13 protein-coding genes are annotated in these 21,700 nt (G+C 73.4%); 3 read left to right on the forward strand and 10 right to left on the reverse strand.

The window, feature by feature from the left end; translation table 11 throughout:
- Nucleotides 1-22: 22 nt before the first annotated feature.
- From ACIRO3_RS04040 to guaA, 3 genes are all read right to left on the reverse strand, one after another.
- The gene (locus ACIRO3_RS04040) at nt 23-1,288 is read right to left on the reverse strand and encodes a hypothetical protein (RefSeq protein WP_404132097.1); all 1,266 of its coding nucleotides are present in this window, start codon (nt 1,286-1,288) and stop codon (nt 23-25) included.
- Between the two features lie 144 nt (nt 1,289-1,432).
- A complete protein-coding gene (locus ACIRO3_RS04045; RefSeq protein WP_404132100.1) occupies nt 1,433-2,203 on the reverse strand; it encodes a class II aldolase/adducin family protein in 771 nt (256 codons plus the stop codon).
- Nucleotides 2,204-2,330: 127 nt separating this feature from the next.
- On the reverse strand, nt 2,331-3,917 hold the full coding sequence (guaA, locus tag ACIRO3_RS04050; RefSeq protein WP_361778149.1) for a glutamine-hydrolyzing GMP synthase: 1,587 nt from the start codon (nt 3,915-3,917) through the stop codon (nt 2,331-2,333).
- A gap of 295 nt (nt 3,918-4,212) precedes the next feature.
- Between guaA and ACIRO3_RS04055 the strand changes: the two genes are divergently transcribed.
- Nucleotides 4,213-4,470: a chorismate mutase gene (locus ACIRO3_RS04055; protein ID WP_267796277.1), complete on the forward strand. Its 258-nt coding sequence runs from the start codon at nt 4,213-4,215 to the stop codon at nt 4,468-4,470.
- Between the two features lie 333 nt (nt 4,471-4,803).
- Here ACIRO3_RS04055 and ACIRO3_RS04060 read toward each other — a convergent pair whose 3' ends face one another.
- The 7 genes from ACIRO3_RS04060 to ACIRO3_RS04090 all read right to left on the reverse strand — a co-directional run bounded on the left by ACIRO3_RS04060 (nt 4,804) and on the right by ACIRO3_RS04090 (nt 19,465).
- Complete coding sequence (locus ACIRO3_RS04060) at nt 4,804-6,468, reverse strand: peptidase (RefSeq protein WP_404132104.1); 1,665 nt, start codon at nt 6,466-6,468, stop codon at nt 4,804-4,806.
- A gap of 188 nt (nt 6,469-6,656) precedes the next feature.
- A complete protein-coding gene (locus ACIRO3_RS04065) occupies nt 6,657-8,444 on the reverse strand; it encodes a GMC family oxidoreductase (RefSeq protein WP_366148859.1) in 1,788 nt (595 codons plus the stop codon).
- Nucleotides 8,445-8,469: 25 nt separating this feature from the next.
- Nucleotides 8,470-10,101: a succinic semialdehyde dehydrogenase gene (locus ACIRO3_RS04070; protein ID WP_404132107.1), complete on the reverse strand. Its 1,632-nt coding sequence runs from the start codon at nt 10,099-10,101 to the stop codon at nt 8,470-8,472.
- Nucleotides 10,102-10,214: 113 nt separating this feature from the next.
- Nucleotides 10,215-11,870, reverse strand: coding sequence for a serine/threonine-protein kinase (locus tag ACIRO3_RS04075; RefSeq protein ID WP_404132110.1), 1,656 nt, complete (start codon nt 11,868-11,870; stop codon nt 10,215-10,217).
- A 125-nt stretch (nt 11,871-11,995) separates the two neighbouring features.
- The gene (locus ACIRO3_RS04080) at nt 11,996-14,662 is read right to left on the reverse strand and encodes a serine/threonine protein kinase (protein ID WP_404132113.1); all 2,667 of its coding nucleotides are present in this window, start codon (nt 14,660-14,662) and stop codon (nt 11,996-11,998) included.
- A 116-nt stretch (nt 14,663-14,778) separates the two neighbouring features.
- Nucleotides 14,779-17,610 (reverse strand): protein kinase, encoded by a 2,832-nt coding sequence (locus ACIRO3_RS04085; RefSeq protein ID WP_404132116.1) that lies wholly within the window; start codon nt 17,608-17,610, stop codon nt 14,779-14,781.
- 148 nt (nt 17,611-17,758) lie between these two features.
- Nucleotides 17,759-19,465 (reverse strand): glycerol-3-phosphate dehydrogenase/oxidase, encoded by a 1,707-nt coding sequence (locus tag ACIRO3_RS04090; RefSeq protein ID WP_365998825.1) that lies wholly within the window; start codon nt 19,463-19,465, stop codon nt 17,759-17,761.
- A 251-nt stretch (nt 19,466-19,716) separates the two neighbouring features.
- Here ACIRO3_RS04090 and ACIRO3_RS04095 point away from each other — a divergent pair, with 251 nt between their 5' ends.
- Entirely contained in the window at nt 19,717-20,946 is a 1,230-nt protein-coding gene (locus ACIRO3_RS04095) for a nucleotide sugar dehydrogenase (protein WP_404132120.1), read from the forward strand.
- 241 nt (nt 20,947-21,187) lie between these two features.
- On the forward strand, nt 21,188-21,661 hold the full coding sequence (locus ACIRO3_RS04100) for a hypothetical protein (RefSeq protein WP_361778121.1): 474 nt from the start codon (nt 21,188-21,190) through the stop codon (nt 21,659-21,661).
- The last annotated feature ends 39 nt before the right edge of the window (nt 21,662-21,700 follow it).

Here is a 21,700-nt window from a genome sequence, read left to right on the forward strand (position 1 = left end):
CCCATGTCTACCCCGTCGCCGTTCACTCCGCCACGTCGATGCCGCAGCGGTTGGATTCCACTCCGGCGGCGGTCACCACCTGGACGTCGACGCGCCCCGGTTCCACCTCCGCCGGCACCGGCACGGTCAGCACCACGTCGGACGGGTTGGTGAACCCTCCGGCCACCGGCACCAACGGCACGTGCACGTGGACCGTTCCGATCCGCACCACCAGGCGGGCCAGCATCTCCGGTGTCTGCGCGCCGGGCGGTACGAAGCCGACGCCCCGGATCTCGATGTCGTCCCCGGGGCGGACGGCCGCGTCCAGGTCCCCGGGCTCCCGTCTGCGCACCACCGACAGCACCAGCGGGCGGCTGCCCTCGGCGTACTTCGCCGCGAGGTACACGGCGGCCGACAGGGCCACCAGCAGGGCCAGCGCCCACGGCAGCCGGGGCAGCCGGTCGGGGAAGCGGGCCAGCGACACCGCCGCGAAGGCCAGCACCACCGTGGAGACCAGCACGTACTGGGCGTCCGCGAGGCTCCCCCGGCCCGCGTCGTCCGTCAGCAGGTCGGCGCCCGAGGGCCGGTCGGCGGGCAGTTTCTGCAGCCGCTGACCCATGATCCGTACGGCGACCACGCGACGCACCAGCACCGCGACCCCCGACGTCAGCCCGAGCACCGCCAGCAACGGCAGCGCCCGCCCGAGCGCCAGCCCCTCGTACAGGGCGTCGCGTTCGGGTCCCGGTGAGGAGACGGCCAGCCGCAGTGCGGGCAGCAGGGTGGAGAAGGCGATCAGCACCAGCCAGGCGCTCGGCACCGCCTTGGAGGTGGACAGCCGGTTGTCCTCGCCGACCAGCGGGGCCAACAGCCCGCCGCGCAGCGACTGGGCCCGGGATCCGACGGTGAGCAGCGCGACCAGCACCAGCGCGGCCAGCAGTCCGGCGGTGCGCGCCGACGACCAGCCGGCGCCCAGCGCGGTGCCGACCTGGACCAGCAGCAGCACCCCGGCGGCGATCCACAGGGCGAGGACGGCCCGCCGGGACAACAGGTACAGCCAGGAGTGCCCGGCCTCGCGGCCCCGGTCGGCGACCGTTCGGGCGGACAGGGTCAGCTCGTCGGAGACCCACTGGCGGGAGGCGCCGGCGGATCGGGACACGGCGGCGGGCAGGCCCTGCCCGGCGGCGAACTCCTCGCGTTTCTCCAGGAAGGCGGCCACCGCCCGGCGGTGTCCCTCCCTGGCGCCGTGGGGGCAGTCGTCGCAGGTGCAGGCGCCACCGTGGGTACTTCTGGGGATCTCTTGGACAGCCACGTGCGTGCCGCCTCTCTGAACTCCGGTGCAATGCCAGCGAATTGTGCACCACTGCGCCGGTGCTCCGGATTGCGCACGATGTCAGAGCAGGTGATTAACCGTTCATGATGTTGACGTCACCCGTCCGGCGGCGCGAGGCCGGGCCTACGGCGCGACGCTCTGCCAGAGCGGCTGGTAACTCACCCAGGCCGCGAGGTCCGTCCCGAACCGCTCCCTGGTGGCGAGCGCGGCGCGGCGGTCGACGGGGACCGGCTTCCCGGCGGCCCGGGCGATCAGCTGCACCTGCGCGGCCCGCTCCGCCGCGATGAACCACCAGGCCGCCGCGTCCACGGAGTCCCCGACCGTCAACAGCCCCTGGTTGCGCAGGATCAGCGCCTTGTACGGGCCGAGCGCGCGGCCGATCCGCTCGCCGTCACCGTCCTCGGCGTACTCGTCGAGGAGCGCGTGGTCCTCGAAGAAGGCGCAGGCCTCCCGGGTCACGGGGGCCAACAGCTCGCCGAGGGCGGCCAGCGCCCCGCCGTACGGGGCCCGCGTGCGCACCACCGCCACCACCTCGGGCCGGGCCCGGTGCACGGCCGCGTGCACGGCGAACGCCAGCTGGTTGACCCGCCGCTCCCCCAGCAGCACCCGACCGTCCCCGTCGACCAGCAGCAGGTCGTCGGCGCCCAGCCCGGCGAAGGCCCGGCCGAAGGGGTTCACCCAGTAGCGGTCCTCGGACTCGGGGTCCCGCGCGGTGACGTGCCCGCCGACCCCGTCCTCGTACCCGAGCCGCCCGAACAGCCGCAGCGCCCCGGCGAGCCGTTCCTTGCGGTACGCCCGCTCGTCGGCCGGGTCCGCGTGCCGGGGCGGCAGCTCGAAGCGCAACCGGTCGGCGGGAACGGGTTCCGGGGCTGGCTGCTGGTCCGGCATGGCCACTCCTCGCTCGGCGTCGCATCGCGGCGCAAGGTACCGGCGCCCCCCTGAACTGGCCAGGGCAACGGCGAAGCCGCCGCTCCTCTCGGGGAACGGCGGCTTCGTCGGGTACGGCGGGGTCGGGTGGGGACTACTCCCACTCGATGGTGCCCGGGGGCTTGCTCGTGCAGTCCAGGACCACGCGGTTCACGTCCGGCACCTCGTTGGTGATGCGGGTGGAGATCCGGGCGAGGACCTCGTACGGCATGCGCGTCCAGTCGGCGGTCATCGCGTCCTCGGAGGAGACGGGGCGCAGCACGATCGGGTGGCCGTAGGTGCGGCCGTCGCCCTGGACGCCGACGCTGCGGACGTCCGCGAGCAGGACGACCGGGCACTGCCAGATCTCCCGGTCGAGGCCGGCGGCGGACAGCTCGTGGCGGGCGATGGCGTCGGCCTCGCGGAGCAGGTCGAGGCGCTCCTTGGTGACCTCGCCGACGATGCGGATGCCGAGGCCGGGGCCGGGGAAGGGCTGGCGCTGGACGATCTCGTCCGGCAGGCCGAGCTCCTGGCCGACCATGCGGACCTCGTCCTTGAACAGCTGGCGCAGCGGCTCGACGAGTTCGAACTCGATGTCGTCGGGGAGGCCGCCCACGTTGTGGTGGGACTTGATGTTCGCGGTGCCGCTGCCGCCACCGGACTCGACGACGTCCGGGTACAGGGTGCCCTGGACCAGGAAGGCCACCGCCGGGCCGTCCTCCTGGAGGATCTCCAGCTGGGCCTGCTCGAAGACGCGGATGAACTCGCGGCCGATGATCTTCCGCTTGGTCTCCGGGTCGGAGACGCCGGCCAGCGCGTTCAGGAAGCGCTCCTGGGCGTCGACGACCTTCAGCTGGACGCCGGTGGCCGCGACGAAGTCCTTCTCGACCTGCTCGGTCTCGCCCTTGCGCATCAGGCCGTGGTCGACGTAGACGCAGGTGAGCTGCGAGCCGATGGCCTTCTGTACGAGCGCCGCCGCCACGGCGGAGTCCACGCCGCCGGAGAGGCCGCAGATGGCGCGCTTGTCACCGACCTGCTCGCGGATGGCCGCGATCTGCTCCTCGACGATGTTGCCGGTGGTCCAGCTGGGGGCCAGGCCGGCGCCGCGGTAGAGGAAGTGCTCCAGGATCTGCTGACCGTGCGTGGAGTGCATGACCTCGGGGTGGTACTGGACCCCGTACAGCTTCTTCTCGTCGTTCTCGAAGGCCGCGACCGGGACGACGTTCGTCGAGGCGGTGACGGTGAAGCCCTCGGGGGCGGCGGAGCACGCGTCGCCGTGGGACATCCACACCGACTGGTTGTCGGGGGTGCCCTCGAAGAGGGTGGAGCCCGACTTGGAGACGGCCAGCGGGGTGCGGCCGTACTCGCGGGCGCCGGTGTTGTCGACCTGACCGCCGAGGGTGACCGCCATCAGCTGGAAGCCGTAGCACATGCCGAAGACGGGGACGCCGGCCTCGAACAGGGCGCGGTCGATGGTGGGCGCACCCTCCTCGTACACGGAGGACGGGCCTCCGGAGAGGATGATCGCCTTGGGGTTCTTGGCGAGCATCTCGGCCACGGGCATCGTGCCGGGCACGATCTCGCTGTAGACCCGGGCCTCGCGGACGCGACGGGCGATGAGCTGGGCGTACTGGGCACCGAAGTCGACGACGAGAACCGTGTCCGGGGCGCTGTCGTGGGCGGCGGTGTGTGCTTCAGGCACGGGCAGGCCTTCCGGCGGAAGAGGGTTTGTTTTGTCGATTCTAACGGGGGACGGGTGGGGCGCTTCGTCTCACCATCCGAACCCGTTTGGCCGGGAGCGGGGTGGAAGGTCATAATCCGTTCCATGCGCGAGCAGCTGAGCTTCCTCTTTACCTATGGCACCGGTCGGTCCGGTCGCCATGGGTCATCGTGATGCTCGCTTGAGCCGCTGACTTCCCAGAGCGCCCCGGTCCGACAGGACCGGGGCGCTCCTGCGTTCCCGCTCCTGTCGGATCCACCACCCACAGGAGAACCTCATGTCCGTCACCACCCCCGAGCAGCTCATCACCGACTCCCGCGAGCGGATCGACGCCATCGACGACCGGATCATCGGCCTGATCCAGGAGCGGATGGCCGTCTCGACGGTGATCCAGGAGGCCCGGATCGGCTCGGGCGGCCGCCGGGTGCACCTCTCACGCGAGATGGAGGTCCTCTCGCACTGGAGCGACGCCCTCGGCAAGCCCGGCACCCAGCTCGCGATGACCCTGCTGGAGCTGTGCCGGGGCCGTGTCTGAGGCGGGGGCCCGGGTGGTCCGGTCGCGGGCGGGTGTTCGTCACTCGTCCGGACCGTGACCGGCCCCGGCGCCCTTCGTTGAGGGGGTGTCCGCGTCCGCCAGGCGCGGGCCCGCACCACCACGCGTGGCTCTGCCGGAGCGATGAGACGTACGGCCCGACGGTCGTGCGTCGTGGGACCTCGCTCCATCACGTGACCGGACCGCAGGGGACAGCGGCCCGGCCACCACACGAGAAGACGGCCGGCCCGGGGGACGCCCCGGGCCGGCCGTTGTGCTGTGCGCGCGGGAAGGCCGCGCGCGGGGGAAAGCCGCGCGGGAAGGCCGCGCGCGGGACTACGTGCGCACGGGACCCCGACGGCGGACCGCCACGTACAGCGCGCCGCCGGCGGCGATCAGCGCGGCGGCGCCGAGCGCGATCGGGCCCGCGGTGACGCCGGTGGAGGCGAGGTTGCCGCCGCCCTGCGCGGTGGTGCCCGTGCCCGAGCCGGTACCCGTGCCCTTGAGTCCGGCGGCCGTCGCCGACGCGGTGGCCGACGGGGTCGCGGAGGCGCTCGGCGAGGGGGTGCCCGCGCTCGTGGAGGGACGCGGGGTCGGGCGCGGGCCGGTGCCCGCGTCGTCGGCGTTCACCACGAGGACGGCCGTGTTGTTGGCGGGGTTCGGGTCGAAGGCGTGCGGCCGCGGCGCGTTCGCGCCCCAGTCCCCGACGGTGACGGAACCCTTGGCGTTGACCAGGGTCTTCTCCACCTTGAGGTCGAACGGGTAGACGACCCGCTCGTTCTCGCGCACGGCGTCGCCGAGCGCGCACACGTAGCGGGGCGCGCCGAGCTGCTCGGCGCGCTCGCGGCCGTCGGCGTTGGTGGCGGTGCAGCCGGCGGGCTTGCGCAGGACCCGTACGCCCTCGGGCACGACGATGACGGTGCGGGCCGCCGAGTCGCCGGCGCGCTGCGCGCGGATCCAGGCCGGGCCCTTGTTCTCGAAGGCGAACGCGGTCGTGAGGGTGTCGCCGAGGTCGCCTTCCAGGGACACGGCCGCCGTCGTGAAGTCGGCCGTGTTGCGGGTCTGGAAGTCGAAGGTGCGCCGGTTGTCGCCCGGGTTCAGGTCGACGCCGCGCGCGTTCGCGGCGGCCTTCGCGGCCCGCTTGGCGACGGTCAGGCGCTTGCCCGTGGCGGTCTTGCCGTCCCACTGCGCGGCCTTCGGCTCGTCGCCGGCCGGGTGGATGCCGTAGCCGAGCCGGTCGCTGTAGGCGTTCCGGTTGGCCTTGACGTGCAGCGGGCTCTCGCCGGCGAGTTCGTAGGTCTCGCCCGGCAGGAAGTCCCCGTCGACCGCGCACAGGGCCGTGGTGACGTCCGCGACGGTGCGGGTGCGGCAGTTGTCGTACGTCTCCACGAGGCTCGCGCCGCGCGTGGTCTCCAGTTCCAGCACCACGCCCTTGGCCGGGTGGGTGCCTGCGTTGGTGAACGCGAGCGGCAGGGGTTGGCTCTCGCCGGGCAGCGGGTCGCGCTTGAGCGCCATCTCCCGCATGACGAGGTCCGGGCCGCCGACGGTCAGTTTGGTGGTGGTCGGGGTGATGGTGGCCCCGGCCGTCGTCCCGGTGACCGTGATCTCGGCGGTGTCGCCGTTCTTGGCGTTCTCGGCGGCGGCGACGGAGAGCTCGACGCGCGGCAGGGTGCCGCGGACGGTGCAGACGAGCGCGGTGGCGCTCGCCGCGCACTTCTCCTTGGCTCCGCCGGCGTTCTCCCGGACGGTCGCGACGCCGGCGATCCTGCTCAGGTCGACGGTGAGGACGGCCTCCCCGCCGAAGCCGGCGCCGGCCCGGGGGACGTCCAGGGAGAAGACGAGCGCCTCTTCCCTCGGGCTCCCGGTCGCCGGGGGCAGCGGGAGCGCGAGAGCGGTGGGGCCGACCAGCGGGAAGGCGGGGTCCGCGGCGTGCGCGGGGGTGGTGGCCAGTCCCACGGCCACCAGGCCGCAGGCGGCCAGGAGGGAGATGCGCTTTCTCATGCCCCCGTTGACCGTCCGGGGTGCGGAGCGGTTGCCTCGTTGACCGTGTGATGGACACCACAGCCCCGTCGAAGCGATTCCGCTACAACCTTCTGTGTCGACCACCGGTCACTCATGTACATCGGCGGACACCGCGCTCGGAGGGGGAGCGCGGTGTCCGCCGCTGTCGTTCGGGCTCGGATCCGACCTCAGTGCTCCGGTTCCGGTTGCCTCGGAGGCATTTCCGGGATGGCGAGGAACGGCAGTCGCAGCGCGCCGAAGGCGTCCTTCGGGACGGCCGGTCGGACCGGTTCCACGGCCGAGAGGCGGACGTAGCCGGCGCCCTGGGCGGGGCGCGGGTCCTGCTCGCCGTTGTTCGGCCAGTACGACATGGCCCGCTCGGCCTGCGCCGTGATCGTCAGCGACGGGTTGACCCCGAGGTTGGCGGAGACCGCCGAGCCGTCGACCACCGAGATGCCGGGGTGCCCGTACAGCCGGTGGTACGGGTCGACGACGCCCTCCCGCGGGCTCTCGCCGATCGGGCAGCCGCCGAGGAAGTGCGCGGTCAGCGGGGTGCCCATCAGCTCGCCGACGTTGCTGCCCGCGAACCCGTTGATCTCCTCGGCGAGCAGGGTCGCGGCCTCGGTGGCCTCCGCGATCTGTACCGGGTTGGGGGCGCCGTGGCCTTGGCGGGCGGTCAGCAGGCCCTTCCCGATCCCGCCGGGCTTGCGGTAGGTGGTGAGGGAGTTGTCCAGCGACTGCATGACCAGGCCGATGATCGTCCGCTCGGACCAGCGCCGGTTGGAGAGCGAGCGCGCCAACTGCACGGGGTGCTTGGCGGTCCGGGCGAACCAGGCCCGGACCCGGTGCCGGGAGTACGGCACCTGGAGGATGGTCATGAACCCCATGGCGTTGGAGCCCTTGCCGTAGCGGACGGGCTCGATGTGGGTGTTCGCGTCGGGGTGCACGGACGAGGTGATGGCCACCCCGTGGGTGAAGTCGGCCCGGCGGTCCTCACCGTGCCGCCTGCGGTAGCGCCGGTCGTCGGTCTGGGCGCCGACCAGGCCCTCGGAGTTGGTGCGGGTCAGCTCCCCGAGCCGGTCCGAGAGCCGGGGCAGCTCACCCCGGTCCTTCATGGTGTGCAGCAGGGTCTGGGTGCCGTACGTGCCCGCCGCGACGACCACGTACCGGGCGCGCAACACCTTGGCCTTGCCGCGGCGGCGGTGGTCGGTGGGGACGGTGCGGACCCGGTGGCCGCCGTCGGGGTGTTCGGAGATCGCGGTGACGGTGGTCATGGGGTGGATGACCGCGCCGGCGCGCTCGGCGAGGTGCAGGTAGTTCTCGTTCAGGGTGTTCTTCGCGCCGTGCCGGCAGCCGGTCATGCACTCGCCGCACTCGGTGCACGCCTTGCGGGCGGGGCCCTTGCCGCCGAAGTACGGGTCGGCGACCTCCTCGCCGGCCCTGGCCCGGCGTCCGCCCTCGGCGTCCTCGCCGTCCCCGAAGAAGACGCCGACCGGGGCCATGTGGAAGGAGTCGGCGACGCCCATCCGTTCCGCGACCGCCTTCAGGTGGACGTCGGAGGGGGTCGTCGTCGGGTTGAGCCGGACCCCGAGCATCCGCTTGGCCTGGTCGTAGTACGGGGCGAGTTCCTCGCGCCAGTCGGTGATGGAGGCCCACTGACGGTCCTCGAAGAAGGCGGCGGGCGGCACGTAGAGGGTGTTGGCGTAGTTCAGCGAGCCGCCGCCCACACCGGCGCCGGCGAGCACCATCACATTGCCGAGCAGGTGGATCCGCTGGATGCCGTACAGGCCGAGCGCCGGGGCCCACAGGTAGTTCCGCAGGTCCCAGCTGTTCTTCGGCAGGCTCTGGCGGGTGAAGCGGCGTCCTGCCTCCAGGACGCCGACCCGGTAGCCCTTCTCGGTGAGCCGCAGTGCCGAGACCGACCCTCCGAAGCCCGATCCGATGACGATCACGTCGTAGTCGTAGTCGTACGACACTGCGTTGCCTCCCGGGCGGTGGTGCCTAACGGAATCGGAGCGCCTTCATGACCTTGAGGCTGCGGGTCATGAACGCCGCGTACTTCTCGTCGTCCATGCCCAGCGAGGGAGCCATCGGGAGCAGCCGCTGGTGTGCGACGGTCTGCGCCTCGGTGTACTTGAGGATGCCCTCGGAGCCGTGCCGGCGGCCGAGGCCGGAGTCCTTCATGCCGCCCATGGGCGCCTGGGCGCTGCCGTAGGCGGGGGCGTAGCCCTCGTTGATGTTGACGGTGCCGGTGCGCAGGCGGGCCGCGACGGCGTGACCGCGCCGCGCGTCCTTGGTCCAGACGCTGGAGTTGAGCCCGTACGCGGTGGCGTTGGCCTGTGCGACGGCCTCGTCCTCGTCGGTGAACCGGTAGATCGAGACGACCGGGCCGAAGGTCTCCTCGCCGCAGACCGCCATGGGGGTCTCGACGCCGTCGAGGATGGTGGGTTCGTAGAACAGCGGGCCGATGTCGGGTCGGGCGACGCCGCCCGCGACCAGGGTGGCGCCCTTGGCGACGGCCTCGTCCACGTGCCGTTGTACGGTCTCCAGTTGGCGTTCGCCGACGAGCGAGCCCATGTCGGCGCCGTACGCGAGGGAGTTGCCGAGCCGCATGGCCTTCGTGCGGGCGGCGAACCGCTCGACGAACGCGTCCGCTATCGACTCGTGGACGTAGAGCCGCTCGATGGAGATGCACAGCTGGCCCGCGGAGGAGAAGCAGGCGCGGACGGCGCCCGCGGCGGCCTTCTCCACGTCGGCGTCGCGCAGCACGAGCATGGCGTTCTTGCCGCCGAGTTCGAGGGTGACGCCGACGAGGCGGTCGGCCGCGCCCCGGGCGACCTCGCGGCCGGTGCGGGTGGAACCGGTGAAGGAGACGTAGTCGGCGTGCCGGACCACCTCGGGGCCGACGACGGGCCCCTCGCCCAGGACGATCTGGAAGACCTCGGCGGGCAGTCCGGCCTCGATCAGCAGGTCGCGGGCCCACAGGGCGGTGAGCGCGGTCTCCGTGTCGGGCTTCATGACCACGGCGTTGCCCGCGACGAAGGCGGGCAGCGCGTCGCCGACGGACAGTTCGAGGGGGTAGTTCCAGGGGGCGATCTGGCCGACGACCCCGCGCGGCTGGCGCAGCTCGGTGACCTTGGTGAGGGTGGGGATGGCGCCGGTGTGGCCCTTGGGGCGCAGGTACGAGGGTGCCTTGCGGCCGTAGTGGCGGGCGGCGACCGCGACGGCCTGCACCTCCTCGTGGGCGTGCAGTCGGGCCTTGCCGGTCTCCAGCTGGATCAGGTCGAGGACCTCGGCCTGCCGGTCCAGCACCAGGTCGTGGAAGCGCAGCAGGACGGCGGCCCGGCCCCGGGCGGAGACGGCGGCCCAGGCGGGCTGGGCGGCGCGGGCCCGGGCGAAGGCCTCGGCCACGTCCTCGGGTCCGGCCTCGGGCAGGTCCGCCAGTTTGTCCCCGGTGAAGGGGGTGTGGTTGGCGGTGCGGCCGGAGCCGATCACTCCGCGGGTCAGCCGGGCGACCAGGTCGGGGGTCACCACGTCGGCGGCGGTACGGGCGCCGGCCGGGGCGGCGGCCACCGGGTTGGTGGGCCGCGGTGCGGCGCGGAGGGGGGTGGTGGGGGCCTGCGAGTCCGTCATGGCGGTGAGCGTATTCCGCCTGCGGTCCTTTGGGTACCCGTGGGTAACCGGATTTTGCCATTTCCGCCAGTGATCGCTGGCAGGATGGCCGACCGAGGTGCCCCCGGCCCCCGTCAGCCCGCCTTGGGCGGTGGCTGCCAGCCGCTGAGCACCGTGTCGAACTGCTGCCGGGTCTTGGCCCAGTCGGCGGCCGGGCTCGACATGTAGACCGCGTACTCGGTGTCGTCCGGGGCCACGTACATCTGCTCGATGGCCCGGCGCGGACCGGCGTGCGTGCCCTTCTCGGTCAGGGTGAACTCCCAGATCGCGGCGCGGACCGTGTCCCGGTAGCCGTTCTGCTCCAGCTTCAGCCGCTTGTAGTCCGACCGCTGCTTGAGCTGCTTCTCCAGGTCCAGCAGGTGCACGTACGGGTTGTCGTAGTCCGGGGTCGGGTCGAAGGCGATCCGCAGGAAGTGGTTGCCGTTGTCGGGGGTGTAGTCGATCTGGGTGCCGTTCATCTGGCGCTCCCAGCCCTGCGGCACGAAGAGCGTGAAGCCCGCCGGGTCGACGACCTTCTTCCAGCCCGCGGGCGGGGCGGCCGCCTGCGGCTCGTCGTCGCCGCCGGACTGCCCCTGGTCGGGGGCGCTGACGTTCTTGTCCTCGCCCTCGGCCCTGCCCTCGGTGTACTTGAGGACCCCGAAGACCCCGCCGCCGCCGAGCAGCGCCGCCACCAGCGCCACCGCCGCCGCCCGCTTGAGGCGGCCCGGGAACGGGACGGCGGCGGGGGACGGCTGCTCGCGAAGGACGGTCGTACCACCCGTTCCACCGCCCACGGCGCCCGCCGCGGGGCGCGTCCGGGGCTCCCGCCCGGACTCGCGGGACGGGTCGTCCTCCCGGGCGGGGGCCCGCTCCTCGGCGCTCATCGCGCGCGTCGGGACGTACGCCTGCGCCGCCCTGGGTTCCCGTCCCTCCATCGCCTCGATCAGCATCCGCTCGGCCTCCGCCGCCGAGGGCCGCTCCGCCGGGTCCTTGCGCAGCAGCGCCGTGATGACGGGCCCCAGCGCACCGGCCTGGCGCAGGGCGGGCGGCTCGTCGTTGACGACGGCCTGGAGGCTGGAGATGGGCGAGGTGCGCCGGAACGGCGAGCGGGCCTCGACCGCGGTGTAGAGGGTGGCACCGAGCGACCACAGGTCGGAGGACGGGTCGGGGGCGCCGCCGGTGACCCGCTCGGGGGCCAGGTAGTCGATGGAGCCGACGAGTTCACCCGTGCGCGTGATGGACGAGTCGCCTTCGATCGCGGCGATGCCGAAGTCGGTGAGCAGGACCCGCCCGTCCTTGGCGAGCAGGACGTTGCCCGGCTTCACGTCCCGGTGCAGCACCCCCACGGCGTGCGCGGCCCGCAGGGCGCCCAGTACGTGCAACCCGATCCGGGCGGCCTCGCGGGGCTCGATCCGGCCCGCCGCCTTCGCCGCCTCGGCGAGGGAGGGGCCGTCGATGTACTCCATGACGATCCACGGGCGGTCGTCGTGCTCCAACACGTCGTGGACGGTCACGACCGCCGGGTGCTGGATCCGGGCCGCGGCCCGGGCCTCCTTCTGCGTCCGGGCGTGCATGACCTCCCGGTCGGCCTGGGCGACGTACAGACCTGCCGTCAGCTCCTTGACCGCCACGGTCCTGTGCAGCAACTCATCATGCGCGCGCCACACCTTGCCCATGCCGCCGCGGCCGATGGGCTCGACGAGCCTGTACCGGCTCGCGAGCACCGCACCCGCACCTGTCTGCTGTTCCACGAAACCTCGCCGCTCTGTGCACTTCGGGCCAGATTACGGAGCTTGCGCGCGATGCCGACACCGCGCGGGCGCCGTGAGACAGCACTGTGACGCAATCGCCGCATTGACACGCCGTCAGCGCTCTGTCAACCCCCTGATGTGTAACTCCCCGTGGCCTTCTCGAAGACCTCGGTGACCCTTCCTTCCTCGTCCTGCGGCCCGGTCACCAGGACCACGTGGTAGACCCCGCCCAACGCGACGACGAAGTTCCGTGCCACGACGCTCCGTCCCGCCGAGTCGATCCACGTGTACCGCCCGGTCACCCGGACCTGTTGGCCGACCGTGGTCGACTTGACGTCCCCACCGCTCGCCCAACTGGAGTTGCGGTACGGGGACAGCTCCGGCTCCTTGTCCTTCTGGTACGTGAGCGGATCCGGCTTGCCGCCCTCGACCTTGTCCCGTCCGGGCACCACCGTCAACACGAATTGCCCGTCCACGTAACGGACCTGGCCCGCCTCGTTGATGCCGCGCCGCTCCCAGCCGTCGGGAACCGCCATCTCGAAGTGTTCGGGGTCCTGTTGGGTGGTGTACCCGGGCGGAGCGGGCACGGGGGCCTTGCTCTGCGAGGCGGGCTTGGACTCCGGGGTGCCCGAGGGCGTCCGGCCGGGCCCCTGGCCGGACGTGGGCGGCGCGGAGGAGACGGGGGGCTTCGGGGTGGAGCCGTCCGGTTCCCCTCCCGCCCGCTGGTCCGCGGCGCGGGGCATGAAGAGCAGGGCGTACCCCACCGCCGCCGCGAGTAACGCGAGGACGCCGACCAGCAGGGTCCGTCCGAGGGAGCGCGGGGCGCGGCGCGGGGCGTCCGCGCTGCGGTGGCGGCCGTGCACGTCGCCGCGCCTGCGCACGACGGGCAGCCGCGCCGGATCCGGTTCCGGCATCGGCAGCATCCCGAAGGCGCCGTCGGGCTCGGGGGCGGAGCGCACGAGCGAACGCAGCCAGCCGCGCAGCTCCTCGAAGTCGGGCCGTTCGGTGGGGTCCTGGCGCAGCAGCGACTCGACGATCGGACGCAGCGGGCCGCATTCCTCGGCGAAGGCCGGGGGCTCGGAGCAGACCATCTCCACGAGGTCGGGGACGCTCTCCTCGGGGTACGGGGCGTGCCCCTGGACCGCGCGGTACAGCAGCGCGCCGAGCGCCCACAGGTCGGTGGCGGGCCCGACGGGCGCGGCCAGTTGCCAGTGTCCGTGCACGGGGCCGGCCTGCTCGGGCGCCCAGCGTTCGGTGACGGCGCCCACGACGGCCATCCGTGTCTGCCGCGCGCGCTCGGCGTCCAGCCCGGTCCTCGGGCCACCGCCGCCGACGCGCGTACCGGACCAGCCGACGACGCCGGCGGGCTGCGGGGGCGCCGGCGGGACGGGCTCGGGCAACGGTCGGGGCAACGGGCGGGGCAGCGACGGCGGGGCCGGCCGCGCGGATGCCGGGCGGGGTACGGCGACCCCGGTCCCGGGCCGCGGCTCGTCCGGCCGCACGGTCGGGAAGGGGCCGGTCGGGTCCGGGGGTTCGGCCTGGCGGTACCCCTGGGGCAGGGCGAGCTGCGCGGGCAGCGCCGGCCGGTCCGCGGCGCCCGGCGACTGCGCGGCGGACGCGGGGCCGGGGGCCCGATCCGGCTCGGGGGGCGACGCGTACCCGGAGTCCCGCTCGGGGGCCGGTTCCCGCTCGTCGGCGGTCGTGTCCTGGTCCGGCCGGCGGCGCGGGGTGGCGCCGTGCCAGGGCGCGGCCGGCGCGGCGTCCGGGCCCCCGTACGGGTACGAGTACCCCTGCGGCAGGTTCGAGCCCTCGGGGCGCGGCTCGGGCGCGGCGCCCGCGGCCGCCCGGCGTTCCTCCTCGACCTTGGCCGCGGCGGCCCGCGCGCCGGCGCGGTAGGCGGCGATGGTTCCGGCCCGCGCGGCGGCCTTGAGGTCGGACGGTTCGTCGGAGGGGGCCGGGACGGCCGCGGGACCCGCCTGAAGCGCCGGAAGCACCGGGACCGGGGGTCGCTGCGCGGCGATGTGGTCGGAGTACCGCGGCCCGGTGTCGTACCCCGGGGCCACCAGCGGCGCGTACTCGATGCCCCCGGACTCCCGTACGGGCGGACGCGTCCGGGGCGCGGCCGGGGGGCCGGACTCTGCGGCGGGCGGCGGCTCTTGGGGCGCGGGGAGGCGATCGATCGGCTCGGGTACGGAGAGTTCCGTACCGATCCCGGCGCCCTCGGGCACCGGGTCGTAGCCGCACAGCGCCTCTTCCGCGGCGCCCGCCGCGAGCCCCGTGAGGACCACCCGGCCGTCGTCGCATATCAACACGGTCCGGACGGTGATGTTGCGGTGGGTCCAGCCGTGGGCGTGCAGCACCCGCAGCGCGGTCAGCACGTCGGCGGCGACCTCCGCCGCCCGATAGGGGCTCAGCGGCTCCTCGGCGATCAGGGCCGCCAACGGCCGTGCGGGGACCAGTTCACTGACGATCCACAGCGAACCGCCCTCCGCGAAGACGTCGAAGACCTGGTCGAGACGCGGATGGTCCGGTACCGAGGCGGCCGCCTGCGCGGCCGCGATGGCCCGTCGCACGGCCGGGAGTTCACCGGGCGATCGACGCCCGGCCGCGGGACCGCCCGTCCCGTCCAGCAGCTCCGCGTCCACGATCTCCGGCAACGGCACCTGCCGGACCAGGACTTCCTGACCGCTGCGCGTGTCGAAGGCCCGGGTCTCGACGGGCTCGTACTCGTCCGACGGCGGCAGCGGCAGACGGTATCGGTCGGACAGGATCCGACCCGCGTAGTCCTCCACATCGCCTCCCCCGAGTGCGGTACCCAACCCCATGGTTCCCGCGGACACGATACGTCGCCCGGGGCGCCCGCGTCCCGGGCCTGGCAAGGCCCGCCCCCGCCGGGGGACGACCGGGCTCAGCCCAGGGGCTGGAAGGTGTCGAACGCCGTCTTGCGCATCTGGGTGCACTCGGGGCCGTCCCACTGGTCGGCCGGGCAGCTGACCATGATGGCGTAGCCGTGCTTCCCGTCCACCTTGAAGCCCCGGTTCAGCACGTGAACCTTGATGCCCTTCTGCTCGCGCTCGAACTCCCAGTCCGCGGCGGTCGGATAGTCGCGGTAGCCCACGCCGTCCAACTTGATCAGGCGGTAGCCCGTGCTGCTGTCGGCGACGGCCGGGGCCAACTGGGCCCAGGCCAGGCGCGCGTCGCCCGTCGGGCTGTCGGTGAAGTCGACCTGGATGCGCGGGAAGCCGCCGTCGCGGCTGTATATGGCGCCGGAGTTCTCGCCGGCCGTGTCGGTCTGACGGAAGCCCTCGGGCATCGCCATGGAGAAGTGGAACCGGAGGTCCGAGACCTTCGCGTAGCCGGCCGGCAACCCGGTGCCCGGGCTGCTGCCCTGACCCTGCGTCTGGCCCGCGTTCTGACCCTGCCCCTGCCCCTGGCCCTGGCTCTGACCTTGCCCCTGGCCCTGGCCCTGGGTCTGGCCCTGGCTCTGCGCGGGACTCTGCCCCGGGCTGGGCTCGCCGCTCTTCGTGCCCCCGCCGGACCCCCCGTTCGGGGAGCCCTTGCCGGCGGAGCCCGCCGACGCCCCGGCGGCCGCCCCCGGGGTCACCGCGCCGGAAGCCGACGGCAGGGGTCCGGCCTTGCCTTTGCCCTTGTCGTCGTCCCCGCTGAACGCCCACACGATCAGCGAGCCGATCACCGCCAGGACCACCACCACACCGGCGATCGCGAGCGCGATGGTACGGCGCGACATCACATCGGTGAGCGAGGCCGGGACCGGCTTGGGACGGGACGACGGGGCCTCTGCGGCCGACGCCGTCGAAGCGGCGGCGGCCGCCGTGGCGGCCTCGGCCGCCGCGGCCTTGCGGGCGGACTTCAGCGCGGCCCGGGCCCGCTCGCGCTGTTCGCGCTCGCGCCGCTCGCGTTCCTTCTTCTCCGCCTTCTCCGCGGCCTTCTCGGCGGCCTTGGCGGCGGCGGCGCGCTCGGCGGCCACCTTGGCCTCGGCCTTCTCCGCCTTGTCGGCCGCGACCTTGTCCGCCGCCTCCTTGGCGTCGGCGAGGGAGATGGCCTTGGTCTCCTCGACGGCCGGGGGCATCGCCGGCGCGGGCTCGGGGGCGTCGAGCACCGCCTTCAGCATCGCCCGGGCGCGGTCGTCGTCGAGCCGCCCGGCCGGGTCCTTGACCAGCAGGCCGTAGATGACCTCGGTCAACGGGCCGGCGTTCTTGGGCGGTTCCACCGGTTCGGTCATCACGGCCGTCAGGGTGGCGAGGGCGGAGCCCTTGTCGTACGGCGGCACGCCCTCGACGCAGGCGTACAGGAGGCCGCCGAGCGACCACATGTCGGCGGGCGGGCCGGGCTTCTGGCCCCGGGCGCGCTCGGGAGAGATGTAGGAGGGGGCGCCGACGAGCATGCCGGTGGAGGTGACGGAGGGGTCGCCCTCGACCTGCGCGATGCCGAAGTCGGTGAGCACGACTCGGCCGCTGTCGGCTATGAGCACGTTGGACGGCTTCACGTCACGGTGCAGGATGCCCTGATCGTGGGCGGCGCGCAGGACGTCGAGGACGGCGAGCCCCACCTCGGCCGCGCGGCGGGGCGTCAGCGGGCCGCGCTCGCGCACGAACTCGGCGAGGGAGGGGCCCTCGATGAGTTCCATGACGATCCAGGGGCGGCCGTCCTCGTCCACGACGTCGTAGACGGTGACGGCGCCGCCGCTGCGGATCCGTGCGATCGCCTTGGCCTCGCGGAGGGTGCGGGTGATGAGCCGGCGCTTCTCGTCCTCGTCCACGCCCATGCTGAAGCGGAGTTCCTTGACGGCGACCGTCCGCCCGAGGATCTCGTCCTCGGCGCGCCACACGGTGCCCATGCCGCCCTTGCCGAGCACGGAGCCGAGCCGGTAGCGGCGGGCGAGCAACCGCCCTTCGTCCTGACCGGTTTCCGCCGTGGCCGGGGCGGGCTTCGCGCCCTCGGGCGACCGCTGCGCGGGCACGACCTCGGGCCTCCCGGCCCCGGGCTTGGCCGGATCCGGCTTCGCCGGGGCGGGCTTGGCGTCCTCGGGCTCACCGGCGGCGACCTTGAGGGCCGACGCGGGCTCCGCCTTCGCGGCGGGAGCGGCCTTCTTCGGGCCGGACGTGGCGGGGGGCGCGGACTTCCCGGCGGCCGAATCGGACGTCCCGGCGCCCGACGCGGGCTTGCCGGCGGGCGCGGTGGCCGGCGTCGCGGCCTTGGTCGTACGCGGCTTCGGAAGCGGCTTCGCGTCCGCGGCGGGCTGCGTCGCGCCGACGGCCGGGGCCTTCCTCAGGTCGGGCTTGACCGCCGGGGCGGCGGACGCGACCTCGGTCGGCTCGGAGCCGGCGGCGGCAGCCGCGGACCCGGCCGGCTCGGACCCGGCCGCCGGGGACCCGCCGGACGGCGCGGCGTCCTCGGGTTCCGCCTTCGCGGCGGGCGACTTGGCCGGATTCGGCCGCGCCGGGGCGGAGGCCGTCGCGGACGGACCCGGCTTCGCGGCGCCGGGCTTGGCGTCCCGCGGCCCGTCGCCCGGCGGGGTGTCCGCCTTGTCGGCGGCGGCCCCGGCCGGGTCCGCCTTCGCGGCGCCGGACTTGGCGGCGCCGGGCTTCGCGCCCTCGGGTTCCGCCGCGGGCGCGGCCTCGCGCCGGCTCGGCTTCACACCCGCCGGCTCGGTGCTCGGTTCGGCGCTCGGCGCCTTACCCGCGGAATCCGGCGACTCGGTGTGCTCCGGCTTCGACATGCGTCCCCTCTGCGATCGTGCAGCCTGCCCGGCTGCCCCGGCAGCCGCCGAGGGGCACGCTAACCCGCCCCGGCAGAAACCTCATTGTTGCTCACTCCGCAACGGACGGGCGCCCCGGGGCGACGGTTCCCCCTTCCGCATCCCGGAGTTACAACGGAACGATGTCGGGAGCTCCCAGCCTGGCCGCGTCCGCCGTCTGGTCGTCCGGTTGGCGCTGTGATTCCCGTTCCGCCTGCACCCGCTTCTCGTAGTGCTCGACCTCGTTCTCGATCTGCTTCTTGTCCCAGCCCAGCACCGGAGCCATCAATTCCGCACATTCCCGCGCCGATCGCGTGCCCCGGTCGAAAGTTTCGATCGAGATCCGCGTCCGCCGCGTCAACACGTCGTCCAGGTGCCTGGCCCCTTCGTGCGAGGCCGCGTAGACGACTTCCGCCCGCAGGTAGTCCTCTGCCCCCGTGAGCGGCTCGGCCAACCCCGGATCCGTCGCGATCAGATCGAGCAGTTCCTCCGTCAGCGACCCGTACCGGTTCAGCAGGTGCTCCACGCGCGCCACGTGGATGCCGGTACGCGCGGCGATCCGGGCGCGTCCGTTCCACAGGGCCCGGTACCCCTCCGCGCCCACCAGCGGGACGTCCTCGGTCACGCACTCCGCGACCCGTTGGTCCAGCCCGTGCACCGCCTCGTCCACCGCGTCCTTGGCCATCACCCGGTACGTCGTGTACTTGCCGCCCGCCACCACGACGAGCCCCGGCACCGGGTGCGCCACCGTGTGCTCGCGCGAGAGCTTGCTCGTCGCGTCGGACTCGCCGGCCAGCAGGGGCCGCAGGCCCGCGTAGACCCCCTGGACGTCGTCGCGCGTGAGGGGAACGGCCAGCACCGAGTTCACGTGCTCCAGCAGGTAGTCGATGTCCGCGCTGGACGCCGCCGGGTGCGCCTTGTCGAGGTCCCAGTCGGTGTCCGTGGTCCCGACGATCCAGTGCCGCCCCCACGGGATGACGAACAGCACGGACTTCTCCGTGCGCAGGATCAGGCCGGTGGAGGAGTGGATCCGGTCCTTCGGGACGACCAGGTGGATGCCCTTCGAGGCCCGTACGTGGAACTGCCCGCGCTCCCCGATCAGCGCCTGGGTGTCGTCCGTCCACACCCCGGTGGCGTTGACGACCTGCTTCGCGCGGATCTCGTACTCGCCGCCGCCCTCCACGTCGCGCACCAGCGCGCCGACCACGCGTTCGCCCTCGCGCAGGAAGCCGACCACTCTCGCCCGGTTCGCGCACTGCGCGCCGTACACCGCGGCCGTTCGGACCAATGTGGCGACGTACCGGGCGTCGTCCATCTGGGCGTCGTAGTACTGCAGGGCGCCCACCAGGGCGTCCTTGCGCAGCGCCGGGGCGATCCGCAGCGCGTGCTTGCGCGAGAGGTGCCGGTGGGTCGGCAGCCCGCGCCCGTGCCCGCTGGAGAAGGACATCGCGTCGTACAGGGCCACGCCCGAGCCGGCGTAGAGCCGCTCCCAGCCCTTGTGCTGGAGCGGATACAGGAACGGCACCGGCTTGACCAGGTGCGGCGCGAGCCGCTCCAGCAGCAGGCCGCGCTCCTTCAGGGCCTCGCGGACGAGCGTGAAGTCGAGCATCTCCAGGTAGCGCAGTCCGCCGTGGATCAGCTTGCTGGAGCGGCTCGACGTGCCCGAGGCCCAGTCCCGTGCCTCCACCAGCCCGGTGGACAGGCCTCTGGTGGCCGCGTCGAGCGCGGTGCCCGCGCCGACCACGCCCGCGCCCACGACCAGCACGTCCAGCTCCCGTTCGGCCATCCGGGCGAGTGCCTCGGCCCGCTGAACCGGTCCCAGTGTCGCTGTCCTCACGGCTGCCTCCCGTTGGTGCGGGGGAATCCCCGCTCGATGCGGGTGATCCCGCTCACATTCCCCGCTGTTGATTCTGACCGTCCGTCCTCACATCGGCCACCGCCTGTGGACAACACAACGGCAGCCACCACCCCACAATGCGACATATCTGTCATATATACGCCTAGTCTGACATTGCGCCTGCTCCAGCCTTCCACAGGACTTGCGCGCCCAGCCCCCTCATGCAAGGGAAGGGAAGGGACGGCACCTCCATGCCCGCAGATCTCGCCGTCATCGGACTCGGCCACCTAGGCCTCCCTCTCGCTCAGGCGGCCGTCGCCGCCGGAATCGAGACCGTCGGCTTCGACAGCGGTCCGGCCACGGACAGCACCCTCACCGCCGCCGAGATCCGCCGCATGTCGGCGGCCGGCTTCCGGGTCACCACCAACCCCGCCGAACTGGGCCGGGTCCGTACCGCCGTCATCTGCGCCCCTACCCAGCTCGGCGCCGATCGTGCGCTCGATCTCGGCGCCGTCGGCGACGCGGGCCGCGCGCTCGCCGCCCGACTGCGCCCGCACACCACCGTCATCCTGGAGTCCGCCGCCCATCCGGGGGTCACCGAGGACTACCTGCGCCCGATCCTCGAAGAGGGATCCGGGCTGCGCGCGGGCCGGGACTTCCACCTGGCCTACTCCCCCAGCCGGCACGACCCCGGCAACCGGACCCACGGGATCTCCAACACCCCCAAGGTGATCGGCGGCCTCACCCCCGCCTGCACCGAGTCCGCGCACGCCTTCTACGCCCGCCTCACCGAGAAGGTGGTGCGCGCCCGGGGCCTGCGCGAGGCGGAGACCGTGCAGCTGCTGGAGACCAACTACCGGCACGTGAACATCGCCCTGATGAACGAGATGGCCGTCCTGTGCCACGACCTCGGGGTCGACCTGTGGGACGTCATCCGGTGCGCCGAGACGAAGCCGTACGGGTTCCAGGCGTTCCGCCCCGGCCCCGGCGTCGGCGGCCACGGCGTCCCACTGGACCCGAACTACCTCCCCCACACCACCCGCACCCCCGGTCACCCGCTGCGCATGGTCGGCCTGGCCCAGGAGATCAACAACCGGATGCCGCAGTACGTCATCCAGCGTTCCGCCGCCCTGCTGAACGAGCACGGGAAGTCCGCCCGCGGCGCCGGGGTCCTGCTGCTCGGGGTGACGTACAAGCCGGACCTCGCCGACCAGGAGGGTTCTCCGGCCCGCGAGATCGCCAGCCGGCTCATCGACCTCGGGGCCCAGATCAGCTACCACGACCCGTACATCCCGGCCTGGCGGGTCCGCGACCAGCCCGTCCCGCGCGCCGACTCGCTGTACGAGGCCGCCGCCCACGCCGACCTGACGATCCTGCTCCAGCACCACCGCACCTACGACCTCCAGGGCCTGGCGGTCAAGGCACAGCTCCTGCTGGACACCCGGGGCGCCAGCCCGGCCGGCGCGGCGCACCGCCTCTGAGGCCTCGCCGCCCCGCCCGGTACGGACGCGTGCGGCCGGGGCGGCCCCGCCGGGCCGCCCCGCACCATCCGCCCCGCCCCGCAGCGCCCCCGCACCGTCCGCGCCCCGCCCCGGCGCCGGACACACGTGCGCGAAAAACCCCCGCCGAATGTCAGGGGCTGCTGTTAGCCTGCGGCGTTCCTTATCTCGCACATACGTCCCGGTGGACACACGTGTGCCGTGATCCCTGGGGGGATTTCTCATGAGCCAGCAGTTCCAGCCGCCCGCGCCCGACTCCTACACCGCCGCCCCCGCCCCCGCCCCGGCCCGCGGCGGCAACGTCGGTCTCGGCATCCTCGCCGCCGTCGTCGCCGCCCTGGTCGCGGCCGGAGCGTACGGCGCCCTCATGAACGCCATCGACCGCCAGGTCGGCTACGCCGCGCTCGGCGTCGGGCTCCTCGTCGGCCTCGCCGCCGGCAAGGTCGGCGGCAGGAACCCGGCCCTGCCCGTGGTCAGCGCGATCCTCTCGATCGGCGCGGTCTACCTCGGTCAGCTGTTCTTCATCGCGCTCGCGCTCGCCGACTACGCCCACATCGGTCTCGCCGACGTCCTGAGCGAGCCGGGCATCGGCGGCCTGAACGACATCTGGAAGGAATCGGCCGAGGCCATGGACTACCTCTTCCTCGGCATCGGCGGCTTCGTCGCCTTCGGCGCGGCCAAGAAGACCAGCGACTGACACCGGTCCCGCACACGCCGGAGGGCCGGCACCCCGATC

The organism is Streptomyces sp. NPDC102278 (genome assembly GCF_044766345.1).
In the GTDB taxonomy this organism is placed as follows: Bacteria; Actinomycetota; Actinomycetes; order Streptomycetales; family Streptomycetaceae; genus Streptomyces.